The organism is Ruegeria sp. CDSC054, from assembly GCF_059610645.1.
Genome location: NZ_JBXWOA010000003.1, coordinates 215,345 through 234,201 on the forward strand (window position 1 = coordinate 215,345; position 18,857 = coordinate 234,201).

Genomic DNA, 18,857 nt, shown 5'->3' on the forward strand with positions numbered 1-18,857 from the left:
CATGGCGCGCAACGACCATCTTTTGTCAGTTGGCAATGAGGCACTGACGCCCATGACGTCAGCGATGAACTCGCTGACCGCACAGATTGATCAACTGACAGAGGTGGCGGATGCACGTTCGTCCGCACGTCTTGCCACGCTCAAGACGCGGATGGAGAATTTCTCGGCCAGCGTTACAATGGTCGGGCAGGTCAAGGCTGGTAAGTCCTCGATCGTGAACATCCTGGCCGGGCGCCCTGCCCTGCTTCCATCGGATGTAAACCCGTGGACATCGGTGGTGACCACGTTGAACATCAACACCCGCACCGAAGGCGACAAACGCGCCAAGTTTACCTTCTTTGAACAAGAAGAATGGGACAACCTGATGGTCGGCGGCGGCCGCCTGGGTGAGCTGGCAAACCGCGCCGGAGCCGATGACGAGATGGATGACATTCGCCGCCAGATCGGCGAGATGAAGGCTAAATCCGAATCCAGATTGGGCCAGCATTTCGACCTGATTCTGGGGCAGAGCCATCAATATGATTACTTCGACGAAGAGCTGATCCAGCGCTATGTCTGTCTGGGTGACGAAGATGACCCGGACATCAACCCCAAGACCGGGCGGTTCGCCGATGTGACGAAGTCGGCAGAGCTGTATATGGATATTCCGCAATACCCGATTGCGCTCAAACTGTGCGACACGCCGGGTGTCAACGATACCTTTATGGTCCGCGAACAGATCACCCTGCGCAGCTTGCGCGGATCTGAGGTCTGCGTTGTTGTTCTGGCTGCCAGCCAGGCGCTGACGACAATGGACATGGCGCTGATGCGCATTATCGCGCAATTCGAAAACCGGCAGATCATCCTGTTTGTGAACCGAATTGACGAATTGGCTGATCCGGTCAATCAGGTGCCGGAAATCCGCGACCGCATTCAGGATACACTCAAACAGAACAATATCGACGCCAATACCAGTGTTGTCTTTGGCAGCGCCTTGTGGGCCGAGGCCGCGTTGACGGGCAACCCCGAGATTCTTTCCGATGAATCCCGCGAGGCGTTGAACACGTTCTATCTGGCCGCCGGTTTTGGCGATCAGGCACCCTCGCTCGACAAGATTTGGGCACTGTCCGGCTTGCCCGATTTGCTGTTGGCCATGAACGAACGCATCGCTGAAGGCGCAGGCACCCGTTTGCTGGATCGCGTCCGTCACCGCGCCCGCAATATCGCCAGTCAAATCCGCGCCACGGCCGTTGCCAAGACCCTTTCGGGCGGCGAAGGCCTTGTGCGTGATTTGGACGGGGTATCGCCAGAGGAAGCGATTGCCACACTCTCGGATCAATATGAAAAGAAAGCGGCCGAATTGACCGCATCCCTGCGTGCGAAGGTGTTGGAGCGACTGAATTCAGCGGAATCGAACTTTGTCAAACGTGCAACGGATTCGCTGATTGCCCACCTTGAGCTGAACGGCGAACAAGGCACATGGCAGTATGACCCAGCGGGGCTGCGCACCTTGCAAAAGGCCGCATATTTCAGCTTTGCGCGGTCGATGCGCAAAGAAGCAAGTGCGCTGTACAATACGGCGGCCGCAGATATTGAGACGCTTTATCAGAAGATACTGGGCAACCACTTGGGTGAGTTCAGTATCGAAGCGCCCATTGTTCCGCGTGTCCCACCCCCACTCGGAATTGGGCGAACAATCGCTTTGGACTTGCAAAGCACCTGGTGGCGTCGCTGGTGGCAGCGCCGCAAAGGGTTCGAAGCTTATGCAGCCGACTATACGCGCCTGATCGCGTCCGAGGCGAATTCGATCACCAAGGATATCGAAGAAAATCAGGTCGCAGCCGTATTGGAAAACGTACGTGCCGTCCTGTCGGATTTCATGCGCGAGCAGAAAGAGACGTTGCTTAGCATTTCGGCCTCGGCCGAGAATGACCCAAGCCGCAACGCAGCTCTGATGGCAGGACTGACACCACAGAAATCGCGTGACGATATTCTGGGCGACATCCTGAAAGATCTAAGCAACGAGGCAGCATAAGTAGCGATATGGCAAAAGACTCACAAACCCGTTTCGTCTCGCCCAAAGCATGGGAACGCATCGAGCAGTGGTCCCGCCGCAAGCCGGTCTTTGCCCTTATGGGAGAGTTCAGCGCCGGCAAATCGACGCTGATGAACTTTCTGCTTCGGTCGCACGCGCTGCCAACCCAGGTGACGGCCACACAGTTACCGCCGGTCTGGTTCAGCTGGGGTAAGCAATCAGCCTATGTGCAGCGCCATGATGGTACGCGCGAGAATATTGAACTGGATGCGTTGGAATCGGTCGGCGTAAACGACGCCCAATTCATTCGTATTTTTCTTGAATCCGATATCCTCGAAGCGGTTGATCTGATCGACACGCCGGGTATCTCGGACCCCAAGATTTCAACCGATGTTTGGCGTCGCGCCGTAGGTCAGGCCAATGGCGTGCTGTGGTGCACACATGCAACCCAAGCCTGGCGCGAGACCGAGCGGGCGACTTGGGTCGCCCTGCCCGAACGGTTGCAGCACAACTCGCTGCTGTTGGTAACACGTGCGGATACACTGGGTCCGAAAGACCGCCAAAAGGTGTTGCGCCGCGTCAACCGCGAGGCAGGGCATCTGTTCAACCGGTCGATTTTGTTCTCAGCTCGCGATGCGATCACCGCCCGCGACAAGAGCGGCGATGCCGAACTGTGGGGACGAAGCGGTGGCGGCAAGATGGTAGACAGCTTTCTTGAGATCACCGAGCAGATCATGGACAATCGCGCAGACATGCTGGCGCGGTACCAGATCGACAATAGCCTTGCTGATGGGCCACGTGTCCAACCGATCCCCCCACGCAAAACCACTGAAAGCGCCGAACAGCCCACTCCACTAAAGCTGGTCAATCCCGTTCAGGACGAAAATGCGCAGGACGAAGTGGTGACAAGCTTTCCTGTACGCCCTGCCCGCGTTGAAGCACGCTCAAACGATACGGAACGTGCCCCCCGGATTGATGCGGATGAGGCTGAACGGTTGCGCGCTGAGATGACCGCGATATCGGAAGAAACCAAACCTGAGACCGAAACCGATCAGGACGAGCTGCGTTCTTTCTTCCGGGAAACGCCCAGTCAGCCTCTGAATTTGGCCGATGTTGCCGAGATCCCTTCGGAAGAAAACGCGTTTCTTGAACTGGATGACGAGGATTTCGACGAAGAAGAGACCTTGGAACTGGAAGCCGAGAGTGAAGGCGAGGCAAATCAGCCTGACACCGGCTCCGATGGTCAGGATCACCTATTGGCGTCGATTGAGGATAAGCTGGCTGACGGAGCTGAAGATGCTGTATCCGAAAACACCGAAGCAGACGCGCAACGTGCTGACACATCTGTGTCGTCAATCGTTGCATTGCTCGCCGAGCAATCGGATGGTACGGCCGATGAGTTCGAACTGGAACCCGAAACCAGCGGCCTGATCGAAACACAGGTCGTGCCTATGTCAAACGGAACGTCCGAGGCCGAGCCTGAGTCTGAAACCCTTGAGAAATTGCTGAATGCGGACGCCGGATCAACACTCAGCGCATCGGCGATGTGGCGCGAGATCACCGCTGGTGAGGATCTTCCTGAAGACTCCGAACGCCTGAAAAAAGTTTTTGTGGCCTTCCTGGAAGAGTTCGACAAGATCGCCGCTGAACACGGCGCCCGCGACGCAAAAAAAGACGTTTCAACGCTTCCGAAAGCCGGGAACAAGGGCGGGGCTGAATGGCATGTTTTATAACGTGAAATCAAGGTAGAAGGACGGGAAGCCCGATGTCTATCGAAGCCGCACTGAAATCTGCGATGGAAACGATACCCGACTGCGTCGCAGCCGGGTATATCGACATGGAAACAGGGATGTTATTGGGGACCAGTGTCCGCGATCAAGAGGACGCCGAAGTGCTGGACAGTCTTGCGCTTGCAGTGGCGAACCTGTTTCAGGGCGGCGGCGTGGGCGCTTTTGAAGCATTGCTGCGGAAATCGGGTAACGCTGATACCGAAAATCCGGGATTTGGGGAAATCGCGGTGTTTTCAAAAGATCGGTTGAACATTTTCTTGCGGACGCAGGCCTATCCGGATCATGTGGTCTGCTACATCTGTCGCAACAGCGCGAATGTAGGGTTGGCACTGACAAAATCGCATCTCAGTCTGGGGCCCGTCGCGGCCGCAGTTTAGACGGGACCAGAGGGGGTCACGGCATGATGGATACAAACATACTCGATTTGCTCGAGGACATTGGGCGATCATCGGTTGCCCGACTGGAGCCAGCCGTCGCGCTTGCTGGAGACACTGCGCTTGAGCGCCGCGAAAAGGTATTGCAGTCCATCCGTGGCACTGTTTTGCCGCGCCGGTTGGAGTTTACGGCTGCCAATGGCGATAGTCTCGCGATTGAGGTCAACAGCTCTCGGGTTACTGATGTCTTTCGTGTCCGGTCCGGCGTTGCGCCTGATTTTGAAACCGAAGAGCGCGATACGCTGGCTGGACAATTGGCGCAACTGGTAACCGATATTGCCGCGGCGCCTGCACCGCTCAGCCTGATATCCCTACGGCCGGACGCCACGCTGGAAGCGGACGATGTCGGAATCACTTTTAGCGAAATCGCTAGTGCTTGCACGATGATCGAAATGCCCGCTGAACCCGTCATAGCGATCGTTCCGAACGCAGCCGAGCCCGCAAATGACGTGGAAGCAACAGACGATGCCAGCGATTTGGCCAACCAGTTCTATCTCGGTAGCCAGCGTTTGGCTGTTGGTCGCATCCGGGTCAAAGCTGAAGGCGGGGAAATGGTTCAGTCTGACGGCGATTGTAGTGAAGATCAGCCATTACATGCAGATGAAACTTTGCTGGCGCAGTTCGCGCGTGACCTGTCGGGCTGGGATGATGACGCGGCCGCCGCGCTGGATCATCCACAACTGATCGTCATGCGTCCGTCCGGTGGCAAGGGGTCTGGTTTGGCCGTCCTGAATGACGGCAAAGAATTTTCCATGGTCGTTCACGAGGCGCGCAAGCTAGGCGCCATTGTGAATCTGTGGACATCTCTGACGGAGCGTTCCGAATGAGCGCGCCCGTAATATTCAATTTTTCGACTAATTCAATCTGTGATTGCAAGTGCCCAGGGTAACAGTATGAGTGAAAATAACCGTCGTGAGTTAATAAGAATCGCCGAAGATATGAACGGGGTCAGCAATGACGAGACCCGCCAGTTCATTTCGCGTATTGTCGGCGACCTTTCAAATCTAAAACCGTCAATCGCATTTGTCGGGCAGATCAAGGCTGGCAAGTCTCGCCTGATCAATGGCTTTACCGGGCAGGCCGAATACCTGCCTTCGGATGTGAATCCGTGGACGACCGTGATTACCGATATGCATTTCGGTCACCCCTCGGGTCGGACCGAAGGGGCCGAATTTCATTTCTTCGATAACCGTCAGTGGCAGGCGCTGATCGCCGAAGGTGAAGAGCTGCGCAACATGTTCCCCGATGACGAGGACAGCTATAAACGCGAGATGATCGAAGAGCAGGTCGACGCGATGAAAACCCGCGCCCAACTGCGATTGGGCGACAGCTATGAGCAGTTGCTTGGTCAGCATCACGATCTGGAGCAGCTGAACTCGGACGATCTGGCCCGCTATGTTTGCGCCGGTGACGATCCAACCGACGGTGAAGAATACGACCCCGGTTCAGATCGGGGACTATACAGTGACATCACACGCAAAGCCGAGGTCTACTTTGACATTGGCCATTTTCCGTTCCCGCTGACGGTCACGGATACGCCCGGCGTCAACGACCCACTGCTGATCCGCGAAGAAATCTCGCGCCAGTATCTCAAAGAATCCGATTTCTTTGTTGTGGTTTTGTCAGCGCATCAGGCCCTTTCACGGGCAGATCTGAAACTGTTCCGCCTGATGCAGGCGCTGGAACTGGGACAAATCGTCGTGTTCATCAACCGAGTGGACGAGTTGGGCGGCGGGGCCGAGGATGCCGGAAAAGTCCGGACGGATGTATTGGAAGGCCTGGAAAAAGCCCTGGGCAACTCGGACATTGATGTTCTGATGGGCAGCGCCCAATGGGCCCATTATGCCTTGACCGGCGACGATACCGGCGTGAACCACGATCACGTTCTGGCTTGGCTGCGCGCCCACCCCGAGCAGATGAAACAATATCTGGACGGTGTAGAAGAGATCAAACAAGGTCCCGGCCCGATCAGCCGTGAGGGCGTGTTGCGCTTTGCCGCAATGATCGCCTCGGGTCTGCCCGATCTCCGCCGCCATGTTACCAACGCCTTGACGCATGGGCCCCGTGACGAACAGCTCAAGATGGCCTGGCAGCACCTTAACAGTTTTGCCCAAGGTGAGCTGGAACGGTCCAAGGCCCATCTGCGCGTAATTGACGACGAAAACTCCGCCGACATGACCGACGGCGACGAAAACGACAAAACATTGGCCGAGCTGCGTGCGCTGGTTTCGGAAAAAACCACACAGATCATTGACGATATGGATGATGTGTTGGCCAATCTTCGCGGCGTCATGGATGACACTGTGTCCGAGGCCGTTTCTGCTGTTGTCCGAGGGCCGAATGGCGATTCCCCTTTGTTGGCCAAGGGCGGTGACACCGAATTGAACTTTTCGCCGCTGCGGGACCGCATGCGCGAACTGGTTCAGGGTGCGACACAGGTGGTGCGGCAGCGAATGCTCAGCGAGCTTTATGCGGTCGACATGAACAGCAATGCCGCACTTCGCGCCCTGCCCGGCTGGCAAGACCCGACCGACAGTCGGATGAATACCAGTGCGGTTCGGTGGTTCCGTCCGGATACCACCGCACTGACGCGTGGCATTACCGTGGAACTGCGCGTCAGTTGGCTGTCCCGTCTGATTTCGCGTAAAAGTGTGGTCGCTCGGGCCGAACGGATGATCGTTCAGGAATTCGAAATGATCGGGGACGATCTGGTGGACACGGCGCGCGCCGATCTGCTTGAGCGTCTGAACACCGTTCTTGATCACTATCTGGCCTTGTTGGCCGGACATCTTGAACAACGCGCCGGAACCGGCCAAACCAATGTTCGTGCAGAAGCACAGGCAGCATTCGATCAGGCACAACGTGTTGCAGATGATCTGGATGCGGTATTTGGCGGCAATAGCGCCGACAAGAAATTAGCAGAGGCTGCGGAATGATTGAATTTCCCGGAACCGAACAGGAAGTACGCAAGCTTGAACGCTTCCTGACCGCCACCGAAAACCTGCCTTCAGAGGCGGGTCTGGACAAGATGCGCGAGCGCGCCTTGTTCCATGCCGAACGGCTTTCGAATGCGGTAAACATCGGTTTTGCCGGGGAATTCGGGGCCGGAAAATCCAGCCTCGCAAACATGCTAGCCGGGGCGGACATTCTGCCAACCGGCCCTCAACACTTGAAATTGCCATTGGTTATCGTGGCCTATGCGGATGCACCGGAAACCACCGTTGGCTGGTGGGACAAAGAGCCCAAAGTTTATTCCGGCATTGCGCTGGAAAAAGCCGCGGCAGATGACCCGGACTTTATCTCGATCGGGCTGAATACCCCTGCCCTGCAAGAGATCTCATTGTTCGATCTGCCGGGAACCGGCGCATTGGATGACACCTACAAGTCCACTTTGGACCTATTGTCCTATGTCGATTGTGCCATCTGGTGCACGAACGGAACCAATGCCTGGCGTGAGACTGAGCGCCACCTGTGGGCACAAGTTCCGCAAGAGTTGCGCTCGAATAGCTTGCTAGCCGTAACCCACGCGGATCTCCCCCCGGTTCGCGACGCGCTGGACCGTGTTCTGAACCGATTGGAAAAAGAAAAAGGTAAATTCTTCCGGTCTGTCGTGCCTATCGGCACACCAGTCGCGGTCAAAGCCATGGCGCAAGAACCCGAGCCCGATTTTGATCTGTGGGAGACCTGTGGCGGTCAAAATTTGGCCGAACAGGTCCTGCAAGTAGCATCCGAGCGGCGTTTGAAGGATTTGGAAGCTGCCCGAAATGACATCGAGCAAGAGTTTCTTCCGTATCTCTCCACCCTGAACGTCGCAGAAGCTGAACCAGCGCAGGTCGAAGCGCCCTCGATTCATGCAACGTTGGAATCCGCCCTTCCCCCACTTGAAAACCCAATCCTTGAAGACTGGCTGGCGGCAATTGCCAGCATCTATGACGACTTGCGCGAGACATCAGATATAGAACCGGCTTCATTCCTGAACAGTTGTCAGGAAATCGTCGAAGATTTTGCAGAGCGTCTGGAGCAAGGGGGCGAAATCGCCACTGAAGCCGACTGGATTCCTGGTGAGTTTGAAAAGGCCACTGATCTTCTTTTACTGCTGCAATTCGAAAGCGGTGACGCGCCGCTGAAGGACGCAATCAGCATCCTCGCCCAACTCAGCGACAACCTCGCCTGGGCCGGCAGCCGCGTCGATTCCGTTCAGGCAAAAACCGGAACCTGACGCCTACCCGTTTTAATTGAGCCGCAATGCAGCGATTCGAAGCCCTCAGAATCGCGCGTTTATTGTTTCGGGTTTAGTGACCAATCCGCAAAAAACAGGCACTCAGTCCGCAAGTTTTACCGGTAAAAAGTCAACATTTAGGGTTATGCGCTCGCAAAGCCACCATATGTGGATTTTCTTTGCTCTGAGTTCTTAGTGAAGCCATCAGGCGGCCCCAATAAAGTCAAATTTGAAACGTCTAACGTACTTGAGTGTCCTGCGGTTGTGTTTGGTTGTGAGTTCGCGGGCTGAAAGCCCAGTTAAGTAAGCCGCAAAACGATTAGAACGGGCGGAAAGAAATGAGCCACAACCAGGCCGTCGGCGCGACGCACGACGAACCGAAAATTGAAGGTCTTCAACCAGGCGCCAAGCTGTTGCGCGGGCAGTATGAAATACTGCGCTTTATCAGCAATGGCGGGTTTGGGATCACCTATCTAGCGCGTGACAGCCTGGAACGTGAAGTGGTGATCAAAGAGTGCTATCCCGGTGCCCTTTGCCGTCGCAATGGCGACTTGGTTAAACCGGTTGAACCGGGCTACAAAGACGATCTGCGCGCGATCATCGACCTGTTTATCCTCGAAGCGCGCAATCACGCCCGTCTGGTGCACCCCAACATTGTGGATGTACATCAGGTCTTCGAAGACAACGAGACAGCCTATATCGCGATGAACTACGTCCGCGGCTGCGATCTACTGGATTATGTCGAGAACCCCGAAAACAAGGCTGGCCCCGATTTTATCGTTCAGGTCACTGAAAAGATGCTGTCGGCGGTGTCTTTCATCCACCAAAGTGGCATGCTGCATCGGGATATTTCGCCCGACAACATCCTAATAGACGAAAACGGCGATCCGGTTCTGATCGACTTTGGTGCCGCGCGTGAGCAGGCGGCGCACCAGTCCGCCGCGTTGATGACACTGCGGGTCATAAAGGATGGGTATTCACCGCACGAATTTTACGTGCGCGGCGCAGAGCAAGGGCCGAGCAGTGACCTTTATGTTCTTGCGGCGACGCTATATCACGCAATCAGTGGCGAACGTCCGATCGACGGCCAAACCCGCCTGAACGCCTTCAACAACAGCCAGCAGGACCCCTACACTCCACTCGCCGGGCGCTTCGAAGGCTATCCCGACGGGTTCCTTGAAGCCATCGACAAGGCGATGGAAGTTCACTCAACGGACCGCCTGCAGACGGCACTCGATTGGTTACGCATGTTCCGCGGCCCCAGCGTGATGTTCGACAGCTTTGACTATCGGCCGGTGTCTGTGATCGTGGCGATGGACCAGAAAGACGAAGAAGAAGAAAAGGCCAGGATCAAGGCTGAAAGCGAAAACGCCGAAGCCGTTGTCACCGCATTGCTTGCCGGAAACACTGACATTGCACTGGGCAATGAGGACAAGAACGACGACGGGCTCGCCACGTTCACATTGAAGGATGAATCTCCCGTCGCGGTGGATACCGTTGTCAAAAGCGGATCCAGTGGTGCAGGCAAAATTGTTGCGGGCGTGGCCGTGGTCGCCGCTTTGGCGGCAGGCGGGTTCTTCCTGATGTCCGGAGAGGAAACTCCGGTCGAGGACACCGCATCGACGCAAGCCCCTGTCGTGACGAAAACGGTGGAAGAAACCGCCGCAGTCGAAACATCTGAGCAGGAACCGGTCGAGCAAGTGACCGCAGCCGAAGTGGAGCCGACACCAGAACCAACTGAGCCCACGCAGGCCGAAGTCGCATCCACTCCAGAGCCTGTCGAGCAGGCGCAAGAAGACCCGGTTGCCACGGAGCAGGAAGAAGCTGCGGCGACAGAAACGGCTGAAGCCGCGACCGTCGAGCCGACGCCGCTTGTTCCGGCGGAACCGGTGAACCTGGCAGAACAGCAGATCGCATTCTCTCACTGGGACGTAGACATCCCGTTTCAGACATCACGCCGCCGGGCTTCGACAGGCAATGTGATTGCGATAACCGGTGTTGACCAAGATATGGACGCGTCAGTTGTGGGTGAGTGGGTCAAGCGCGGCGCCACGATCTTTACTCTGAATGGCACACCGGTGCAGGCGGATACGACTTTTGCCGCTCAGGTGTTGAACGATCTGAAGGTAGATCCAGACGGCTACATCCGCGTTTCTGCCCGGTATCGCACGTTGGGTGAAACCCGCCCTCAGAACGGATTGTTGGCACTGCCCGCGATGCGCGTGCTCGGCCTGGAAAATGGCTACGTTTTCACAATTCAGAACAAAGACGGTGCGGGATGGAAAACAGTCCTGAGCTCGGTTCCGCCCGAGGCGATAGGCAGCTTGCAGGAAGGGGATGTCCTGGTCGCAGAGACAAATTCGGGAACTGGCATTGATGGCTCGGACAGCCTTGATGTTTTGTTGACCAAACTTGTTTCCGAAAACCAGCCGCAGGCCCGTTTTAGCGTTTTGCGCAGTGGGGTCGAAACGAATGCTGACATGCCCTTAGCGCAGGAGTGATCTGACCGGTTCGTGTGTGATCTGCCAGTAAGTGTTTGCTGAGGGTTGTGTCAAATTCGGCACCCCTGACGGGAACCGGCCCGTCGCGGAAGTAGAAAGTGACTTGTTATCGCAACTATCCATGCCGTTGTGCAACCGCGCACAGAGGTAAGAAGCAGCCCCATGGGACCGTTGTCCTGTGCCAAGAAATAAAGGTGTCGACACCATGTTCAAATACAAAAGCCCTCTTAGCCGGCTTCTCGAAGGTGCCGGCAAACCGAAAGAGAACGAAGCCGAGGAAGCTGTAACGCCAGAGGCGGAAAAGACCGAACCAATCGCCGATTTCAATGCCCTGCGCGAAGCGCTGGCAGGTGGCAATATGACCTCGGATAGCTACGAAGAAACCGATGAGTTGGTACCCGAAGAGAAAATGCCAGATTTCTTTGAGGAAGGCGCGCTGGACACAACTGAGGCTGAGGATGAAATCGTCGTCGCTGAAGTTATCGCAGAAGTTCAGGACGTGGCGGACGAGGCACCCGCGCCCGAAGCAGAGACCGTGTTGACGCTGCACTCGGCAGTTGAGGAAGAGGTCGAAGCGGTCACTGAAGAGGTTGTCGAGCACGAAGTAGTTCAAGTCGAGGACCCCGAGCCGGAACAGATTATCGAGGTCGTTGCTGACGAACCCGCCGCTGAACCAGTGGCAGAAACACCAGTCGCCGAAGAACCACTGGTTGAGGTTGCACCGGTTCCGCAACCCGCGGCTGCCGAAGATCGTCGTGGTCGCGTCAAGACAACCTTCCTGGGTTTCGAACGCGCCGATACACATGTGCAGGACCTCATTGAAACAGCAGAACCTGCAGCCAAAACCGACAATGCCGAACAGTCTTTCCCGGTTGGTTGGCTGGTCATCACTGGCGGTCCGGGTCGGGGTGCAAGCGTAACGCTGACCGAGGGCTTGATGCAGATTGGACGCAATGACGATCAGGCCATTCAGCTGGACTTTGGAGACACTGGTATTTCCCGCAGCAACCATGCGGTGATTGCCTATGATCCCGAGGACCGCAAATGTTACTTGGGACACGGTGGCAAGGCCAACTTGGTGCGCCTGAACGGCAAGCCGGTCCTCAGCACCGTCCCACTGTCCAGCGGGGACCTGATCCGCATCAGTGAAACCTCAATCCGCTTTGCCGCCTTCTGTGACGATGGCTTTGACTGGCGGGATTCCTGATAGATGCTGGCGACACCGGCATATGATATTGCGCTGATCCTGGACAAGGGCCAGCGTGACACGCAGGAGGACGCGGTTGCCTCGCGCATGTTCGATGCGGCGAATGCAAGCTATGTCATCGTCGCTGACGGCATGGGCGGGCATGCGGCGGGAGAAGTCGCCTCTGACCTTGTGATCCAGGCCTGGCGTGACGCGTTAGATGCCGAGCTTGAAGGTGCAACAACACCCGAGTCCGCATTGATCGACGCGTTGCCCCTGGCGGCGATGCAGGCCAATGCCTCCATCGCCGGCTATTCCGAGGGACAAGGGGCTGGATTCAACATGGGCTCGACCATGTTGGGCACTTTGTTGCTGGGCCAACGGCTGTTCTGGATTTCGATCGGCGACAGTCCACTATACTTGTTCCGGGACGGAGAGCTGTCGCAGATCAACGAAGATCACTCGATGGCACCCATGATTGATGCGCAAATGGCCGAAGGCACTTTGACCGAAGCCGAAGCGCTGGCGCATCCTGACCGCAACCAACTGACTTCGGTCATCATGGGTGCTGCAATTCCAAAGGTCGATTGCCCGGAAACCCCGTTGGACCTGACACCTTCGGATGTTTTGGTTCTGGGAAGCGACGGCCTGCAATATCTCAGCAACGCAGAAATTCAGGCCATTCTTCAATCCAATGCCAGCGGGCTTGCACAAGACATCGCCGGGGCGCTGCAGGCCGCGCTGAACGCTAAGGGCGACCCGGATCAGGACAACATTTCAATCGGTGTTGTCAAACTTACAAAAAACTAAACAAGGCAAAGCAACAGGACCCATGAGAAACCATCTGATCATATCAAGCCTGGCACTTGCTGCCGCAGCGGGCACAGCCTCGGCGCAACAGGCGTGCTCAACCTACGAAATCCAACGCGGCGACAGCCTGCGTGAGCTTACGATCGAAGTGTATTCGACCGAAGACTTTCGTATCATTTACGATGCAAACCGGGACGTGATCGGCAACAACCCGAATATCATCCGGGTGGGTGACGTTCTGACCATGCCTTGTCTGGAAGAGATCGGTCGTGCCCCGGCCGCTCCGCAGACCGAAGCCGAGGCAATGGCCGCGGAAATGGCAGCCGAGCTGGTCAAGGCCGCCGAGGATCGCGCGGCGAAAGCCATCGCCGAGGCGGAAGCCCGCGTTGCCGATGCCGAAGCAGAAGCCAAAAAGGCAAGCGAAGATGCAGTGATTGCCGCAAAAGCGGCAGCCAAGGACGAGATCGAAGCCGCCCGAGCAGAAGCCGCAGCGCTGATCCGTAATGCAGATGCCGGCGAACGCCCGGAAATCCGTGACCGTCAGTTGTTGCTTATCACTGGCGGTGACTATGCGCCGTTCACCGACGAGGCGCTGCCCAATCGCGGGCTCTACACCTACCTTGTCGAAACAGCGATGCTGCGTGCCGCGCCCGAACAGTCCTATAAAATCCAGTTCGTCAACGATTGGTCATCGCATCTGGACCTTCTGATGCCGACACTCGCGTTCGATGCCACCTTCCCCTGGTCGCGTCCAAACTGCGAAGAGGCCGGGGCGCTTTCTGAAAAAGATCGTGCGCGGTGTGATACATACAACTTCTCTAACCCGTTCTACGAAGTTGTGGACACGTTCTTTGCCCGCGACGGCTCGGGCTATGAGCAAACCCTGACCTATGCCGACTTCGCCGGGACAACCATCTGTCGCCCGGAAGGCTGGTCTCTGTCGCACATGGATACGGTTGGATTGTACGAACCGGCAATCTCGCTTTTGCGTCCGGTTTCACCCGATGACTGCTTTCACGCGCTTATGAACGGGACGGCCGATATCGTTGCGATCGAAGCCCACCTGGCTGTCGAGGCAATCGGACGTCTGGGCTATGAACACCGTATCATCGAGAACCCCAATCTGGCGGCTATCAAGTCGCTTAACGTCATGACCCACAAAGACAATCCGGATGGGGAAGCGATCCTTGAGACGCTCAATCAGGGTCTGGCGATCATGCAGCAATCCGGAGAGTGGCGAGACATCGTGGCAGCCGCTCTGCGTCATCAAATGGAAAACGGTTAAGGCCCCTTTTGGCCTAACTATAAGAAAAGTCTAGAGGAAGTGGAAATGTTTGAATTCAACCTTAAGAAAGTTGTAATGTCGGCCACCGCCGTCACCGCTCTGAGCGCCGGCGCCGCGGCTGCGCAGGAAGCTTGTACCAACTATACCGTTGCCGATGGCGACACGATGGCAACTATCGCGATCGCAGCTTACGGCACATCGAACTATCAGCCGATCTTCAACGCGAACCGTAACGTCATCACCAACCCGAACGCGCTTGCGCCGGGCCTGGTTCTGGCCCTGCCCTGCGAAGACGGTAGCCTGCCGAACGGTCAGACCGCCCAGGAAATCATCGCGGCGGAAGAGCAGCGGGCTGCGAGCGTGCAACGCTCCAGCGTTTATCAGCCGCCGATCAAGCTGGTCACCGGCAACGGTTGGGCACCTTTCGCTGATGAATCACTGAATGGTGGTGGCGCGATCACTCGTCTGGGCACAACCGCGCTGCAGCGTGGCGGCAACGCACGCGACTACTCGGTCAGCTTCGTGGATGACTGGAATTCGCACTTGGAAACACTGCTGCCGCTGGGGGCGTTCGACGTCTCGATGGCCTGGAACATGCCGGACTGCACCAACCGCACATACGAATGGTCCTGGGAAACCGAAGTGCGTTGCACTCAGTTCGACTCGTCGGTTCCGGTTTATGATATTGTCGTTGGCTTCTACACGCTGCCGGAAAGCCAGTACGCAAGCGCCACTACTTTCGATGAGCTTCAGGGTTCCACAATCTGCCGTATGGACGGCTGGTTCATCCATGACATGGAGCAGGAAGGCCTGCACAACGGCGATACCATGACGCTGATGCAGCCGATCACGGCGCGCGAATGCCTTGACGCCGTTCTGACCGGCACCGCAGATGTCGCTACTTTCGAAGTTCAATTGTTCTCGGACACCATGGTAGAAATGGGTCTGAACCAGAACGACCTGATCGAGAACCCCTTCGTCACCTCGCTGTCGTCGCTGCGCTTCATCAGCCACCGCAGCAATCCGTTTGGCAAGCAGTATTTGGCGATGCTGAACAAAGGTCTGAACGAGATGCGTGAATCCGGTGAATGGTACGCCGTTGTCTCGGACACGTTGCGTGAACACAACGAAAAACTGATGGCAGCTTCCAACTGATAATTCGGAAATCCGAACGCCTTGGGCCGGTCTTCTGACCGGCCCTTTTTCATTTTTTATCGGAATTTATGAGAAGTTTGGACCTTAAAACTCGAAGATTACGGGAATCCCCTAATTTCCAAGAATTGTGGATTGGTTAACATGAAATCAACTGCACCGGTGAGGCTTCGGCCTGACCACTCACTCAAAAAAGGGTCGACTTTGGGGGTCGCCCCTTTTTTCTATTGATCTCATCAATCCAAAAATACCCACGCCGCAAAGCGTGGGTACTGTTTATCAGCCGATGATCGCGTTCAGTGTTGCGCTGGGGCGCATTACCGCTGCGGTCTTCGCAGGATCGGTGTGGTAATATCCACCGAGGTCCGCCGCAGCACCTTGAACGGTCGCCAATTCAGACAGGATCTTGCCTTCGTTGTCCGCCAGCTCTTTTGCAATCGGCGCAAATTCTGCTGCCAATTCAGCATCATCGGACTGCGCGGCAAGGGCTTCGGCCCAATAACGCGCGAACCAGTAGTGGCTGTCGCGGTTGTCCGGCTGTCCAACTTTACGGCTGGGCGATTTATTGTTGTCCAGGATGCCTTGCGTGGCCGCTTCGGCCGCAGCACCTAAAACACCCGCTTTGGCGTTGCCTTTGTTGTCGGCCAGGAAGTTCAGCGATTCACCCAAAGCACAGAATTCACCCATCGAGTCCCAGCGCAGGTGGTTTTCCTCGACCAATTGCTGCACGTGTTTCGGAGCGGACCCACCCGCACCAGTTTCGAACAGACCACCGCCATTCATCAGCTTTACAATCGACAGCATCTTGGCCGACGTGCCCAGTTCCAGAATCGGGAACAGGTCAGTCAGGTAGTCGCGCAAAACGTTGCCCGTGATTGCGATGCTGTCCTTACCTGCCGTGATGGTTTCCAACGACTGGCGGGTCGCCTCGCGCGGAGCCATAATCAGGAACTTGTCGGCAACCCCAGCCGCCTCAAGCGCCGGTTTGACGTATTTGATCAATTCCGCATCGTGAGCGCGGTTTGCGTCCAGCCAGAAGATCGCTTCGGATCCGGTCAGGCGCTGACGGTCCATGGCCAACTGGATCCAGTTTTCGATCGGAGCTTTCTTCACAGTGCAGGCACGCCAAATGTCGCCCTTTTCAACGTCGTGTGAATGCAGCCTTTCGCCATTGGCCAGAACGATACGGATGGTGCCGTCGGCCGGCGCTTGGAACGTCGTCGGGTGCGAACCGTATTCTTCCGCTTTTTGCGCCATCAGGCCGACGTTGGCGACAGCACCGACAGTGGCTGGGTTCAGCGCGCCATTGGCTTTGAAAAAGTTAATGCTCTCATCATAAACCGATGCATAGCAGCGGTCAGGGATCACACAGTTGGTGTCGCCCTTGGCACCGGCCTCGTCCCAGCCTTTGCCGCCTGCACGGATTACGGCAGGCATCGAGGCATCGATGATCACGTCCGAGGGCACGTGAAGGTTTGTGATGCCCTTGTCTGAATCGACCATGTACATGGACGGCCGGTCAGCCTTGATCGCGTCAATTGCCGCCATGATTTCGGCATTGTCCTGAACACGTTCCCGCAAATCGCCAAGACCCGAGTTTGGGTTCACTCCCAATGCGTCCAGCTCTGCTCCAAATTTCTCGAACACCGGAGCCAACCACGCTTTGACGGCGTAACCAAAAATGATTGGGTCCGAGACCTTCATCATCGTGGCTTTCATGTGCAGCGAGAACATCGTGCCGTCTTTCTTTGTGTCCTCAATCGCATCTGTCAGGAAGGATGACAGCGCCTTGACGGACATGAATGTGGCGTCTGCAACGGTGCCCTCGGCCAGTGGCCAGGCGTCTTTCAGGACAGTGACGCTGCCGTCTTTGCCGACAAATTCGATCTTGGCATCACCGGCCTGAGCGGCGGTAATGGTGGCGGACTTCTCGTTGGCATAGAAATCATTGCCAGACATCGACGACACTTTGGTTTTGCTGTCCGACGCCCACTCCCCCATCGAATGCGGGTTCTTCTGAGCATAGTTCTTCACCGCACGCGCCGCGCGACGATCCGAGTTACCTTCGCGCAGAACCGGGTTCACGGCCGAGCCCTTGATAGCGTCGTAACGCGCACGGATCGCCTTTTCCTCATCGGTCGACGGCTCTTCGGGGTAGCTCGGGATGTCATAGCCTTGTGACTGGAGTTCCTCGACGGCCGCCACCAGTTGCGGGACCGATGCCGAGATGTTTGGCAGTTTGATCACGTTGGCGTCGGGCGTTTTCACCAGCTCGCCCAATGCGGCCAAATCGTCGGTGATGCGCTGTGCATCAGTCAGTTTTTCCGGAAAGGTCGAGAGAATACGACCGGCCAATGAAATGTCCTTGGTGCCAACACTGACACCTGCGGCACCAGCAAACTTGCGAATGATGGGCAGAAACGAGGCGCTGGCCAGTTCGGGCGCTTCGTCTACAATGGTATACAATATGTCGAAGTTCGAGTTATCTGCCATATTCTTTTACCTTTTTTAAACCTTTCGGGACGTGCGATCCAAGAGTGTTCCACTTTTGCGTGGCGTAGGTGGGGCGCGTTTCTCCTACCGCCCCGACGGTGACTCTGATTTGACAGGGCCTCCCATAAATCAGGAAGGGCCTGGGATCAATCATCTAAAGCGCGCGCATATTGCCACGGGTAGTCAGATTTACGGATTGGACCATGGGTATAACTATTGATCAGTAATTTTGCGGGTAGTTATTGATCCAGCTTTTTGCCGGTCCAAAACGCCTTGAACCCGCCTTCGTTTGCAATTTGGTTCACGTGATCTTCAATTGCGGTGTCCAAATGCTCAACAGAACCAGCGTCCGCCTCGCGTGGAACCGAGGTTCCCGCTCCCCGCATGACTCGGGTCGAGATCCAGAACCTTCTCAAAACCATGAATAGCGGCAGATGTGTTTCCTTGATCCCTGTCGAACTGGGCCTTGTGAAACAATGCCTCAGTGCTGCTTGGGGCAAGCGACAGAGCTTTTTCATACGCTGTTTCAGCAGATTGGACATCGCCCGTCGCGTGATAGGCAATAGCACGCCACAAAGTTGAATGTGGGTCGTCGAGAGCGAGAGCCAAAGCACTGCTATAGTCCGAAATTGCCTTTTCGTACTGTTTGCCGCTGTAGTACGCCCAACCACGAGATCTCAGCAGCGTGCTCCGGTTTTTTGGGGTAACATCCACGCCATTCATCAAAGTTGTGCAGGCCGCAACCACATTTGCCATGCCGCCTTTGTTGCCAAGGCATGACTGGGCCAGCTGCGTGTAGTTTGGTCCAGATTTTGATGGTGAATTGAAGGACAGCAACAACGTGGCGATCACAATAGCCAGGGCGGCAAGACGAATGTGCATTACACCTCCAATCTGTTCAAAGCACTCACCTTAAAGTGGCAATCCAGAACCTATACTCAAGGAAACGGGTCGCCAAATTTGCGTAATGAAA

13 protein-coding genes are annotated in these 18,857 nt (G+C 56.2%); 11 read left to right on the forward strand and 2 right to left on the reverse strand.

The genetic code is table 11. The features are described from left to right. The first annotated feature begins 1 nt into the window (after position 1). The 11 genes from AC2FGC_RS08835 to AC2FGC_RS08885 all read left to right on the forward strand — a co-directional run bounded on the left by AC2FGC_RS08835 (position 2) and on the right by AC2FGC_RS08885 (position 15,394). Complete coding sequence (locus tag AC2FGC_RS08835; RefSeq protein WP_496766429.1) at positions 2-2,014, forward strand: dynamin family protein; 2,013 nt, start codon at positions 2-4, stop codon at positions 2,012-2,014. Positions 2,015-2,022: 8 nt separating this feature from the next. Beyond that, on the forward strand, positions 2,023-3,747 hold the full coding sequence (locus tag AC2FGC_RS08840) for a dynamin family protein (protein ID WP_496724704.1): 1,725 nt from the start codon (positions 2,023-2,025) through the stop codon (positions 3,745-3,747). Positions 3,748-3,779: 32 nt separating this feature from the next. Next, positions 3,780-4,181 (forward strand): hypothetical protein, encoded by a 402-nt coding sequence (locus AC2FGC_RS08845; RefSeq protein WP_058276616.1) that lies wholly within the window; start codon positions 3,780-3,782, stop codon positions 4,179-4,181. Positions 4,182-4,204: 23 nt separating this feature from the next. Further along, complete coding sequence (locus AC2FGC_RS08850; protein ID WP_496724706.1) at positions 4,205-5,065, forward strand: hypothetical protein; 861 nt, start codon at positions 4,205-4,207, stop codon at positions 5,063-5,065. A 66-nt stretch (positions 5,066-5,131) separates the two neighbouring features. Beyond that, positions 5,132-7,174, forward strand: coding sequence for a dynamin family protein (locus tag AC2FGC_RS08855; RefSeq protein ID WP_496724708.1), 2,043 nt, complete (start codon positions 5,132-5,134; stop codon positions 7,172-7,174). After that, a complete protein-coding gene (locus tag AC2FGC_RS08860; RefSeq protein WP_496782095.1) occupies positions 7,171-8,457 on the forward strand; it encodes a dynamin family protein in 1,287 nt (428 codons plus the stop codon). Before AC2FGC_RS08855 ends, AC2FGC_RS08860 begins: the two co-directional genes overlap by 4 nt. Before the next feature lie 338 nt (positions 8,458-8,795). Then, complete coding sequence (locus AC2FGC_RS08865) at positions 8,796-10,958, forward strand: serine/threonine protein kinase (RefSeq protein WP_496724712.1); 2,163 nt, start codon at positions 8,796-8,798, stop codon at positions 10,956-10,958. Between the two features lie 205 nt (positions 10,959-11,163). Continuing rightward, positions 11,164-12,165, forward strand: a complete 1,002-nt coding sequence (locus AC2FGC_RS08870) for an FHA domain-containing protein (RefSeq protein WP_496724714.1) — start codon at positions 11,164-11,166, stop codon at positions 12,163-12,165. Positions 12,166-12,168: 3 nt separating this feature from the next. Continuing rightward, positions 12,169-12,954, forward strand: a complete 786-nt coding sequence (locus tag AC2FGC_RS08875; protein ID WP_496724716.1) for a PP2C family protein-serine/threonine phosphatase — start codon at positions 12,169-12,171, stop codon at positions 12,952-12,954. Positions 12,955-12,976: 22 nt separating this feature from the next. Further along, entirely contained in the window at positions 12,977-14,239 is a 1,263-nt protein-coding gene (locus AC2FGC_RS08880) for a type 2 periplasmic-binding domain-containing protein (protein WP_496724718.1), read from the forward strand. Positions 14,240-14,284: 45 nt separating this feature from the next. After that, the gene (locus AC2FGC_RS08885; RefSeq protein WP_496724719.1) at positions 14,285-15,394 is read left to right on the forward strand and encodes a peptidoglycan-binding protein LysM; all 1,110 of its coding nucleotides are present in this window, start codon (positions 14,285-14,287) and stop codon (positions 15,392-15,394) included. Between the two features lie 276 nt (positions 15,395-15,670). Here the strand turns inward: AC2FGC_RS08885 and AC2FGC_RS08890 are convergent, their stop codons facing one another. Beyond that, positions 15,671-17,884 carry an NADP-dependent isocitrate dehydrogenase gene (locus AC2FGC_RS08890; RefSeq protein WP_496724721.1) on the reverse strand — a complete coding sequence of 738 codons (2,214 nt, stop codon included), beginning with the start codon at positions 17,882-17,884 and terminating at the stop codon, positions 15,671-15,673. Positions 17,885-18,217: 333 nt separating this feature from the next. Then, the gene (locus AC2FGC_RS08895) at positions 18,218-18,766 is read right to left on the reverse strand and encodes a tetratricopeptide repeat protein (protein WP_496724723.1); all 549 of its coding nucleotides are present in this window, start codon (positions 18,764-18,766) and stop codon (positions 18,218-18,220) included. Positions 18,767-18,857: the final 91 nt, after the last annotated feature.

Coding starts and splice junctions, on each gene's coding strand:
- AC2FGC_RS08835 (WP_496766429.1), top strand. CDS start 2: ATGGCGCGCAACGACCATCTTTTGTCAGTTGGCAATGAGGCACTGACG.
- AC2FGC_RS08840 (WP_496724704.1), top strand. CDS start 2,023: ATGGCAAAAGACTCACAAACCCGTTTCGTCTCGCCCAAAGCATGGGAA.
- AC2FGC_RS08845 (WP_058276616.1), top strand. CDS start 3,780: ATGTCTATCGAAGCCGCACTGAAATCTGCGATGGAAACGATACCCGAC.
- AC2FGC_RS08850 (WP_496724706.1), top strand. CDS start 4,205: ATGATGGATACAAACATACTCGATTTGCTCGAGGACATTGGGCGATCA.
- AC2FGC_RS08855 (WP_496724708.1), top strand. CDS start 5,132: ATGAGTGAAAATAACCGTCGTGAGTTAATAAGAATCGCCGAAGATATG.
- AC2FGC_RS08860 (WP_496782095.1), top strand. CDS start 7,171: ATGATTGAATTTCCCGGAACCGAACAGGAAGTACGCAAGCTTGAACGC.
- AC2FGC_RS08865 (WP_496724712.1), top strand. CDS start 8,796: ATGAGCCACAACCAGGCCGTCGGCGCGACGCACGACGAACCGAAAATT.
- AC2FGC_RS08870 (WP_496724714.1), top strand. CDS start 11,164: ATGTTCAAATACAAAAGCCCTCTTAGCCGGCTTCTCGAAGGTGCCGGC.
- AC2FGC_RS08875 (WP_496724716.1), top strand. CDS start 12,169: ATGCTGGCGACACCGGCATATGATATTGCGCTGATCCTGGACAAGGGC.
- AC2FGC_RS08880 (WP_496724718.1), top strand. CDS start 12,977: ATGAGAAACCATCTGATCATATCAAGCCTGGCACTTGCTGCCGCAGCG.
- AC2FGC_RS08885 (WP_496724719.1), top strand. CDS start 14,285: ATGTTTGAATTCAACCTTAAGAAAGTTGTAATGTCGGCCACCGCCGTC.
- AC2FGC_RS08890 (WP_496724721.1), bottom strand. CDS start 17,884: ATGGCAGATAACTCGAACTTCGACATATTGTATACCATTGTAGACGAA.
- AC2FGC_RS08895 (WP_496724723.1), bottom strand. CDS start 18,766: ATGCACATTCGTCTTGCCGCCCTGGCTATTGTGATCGCCACGTTGTTG.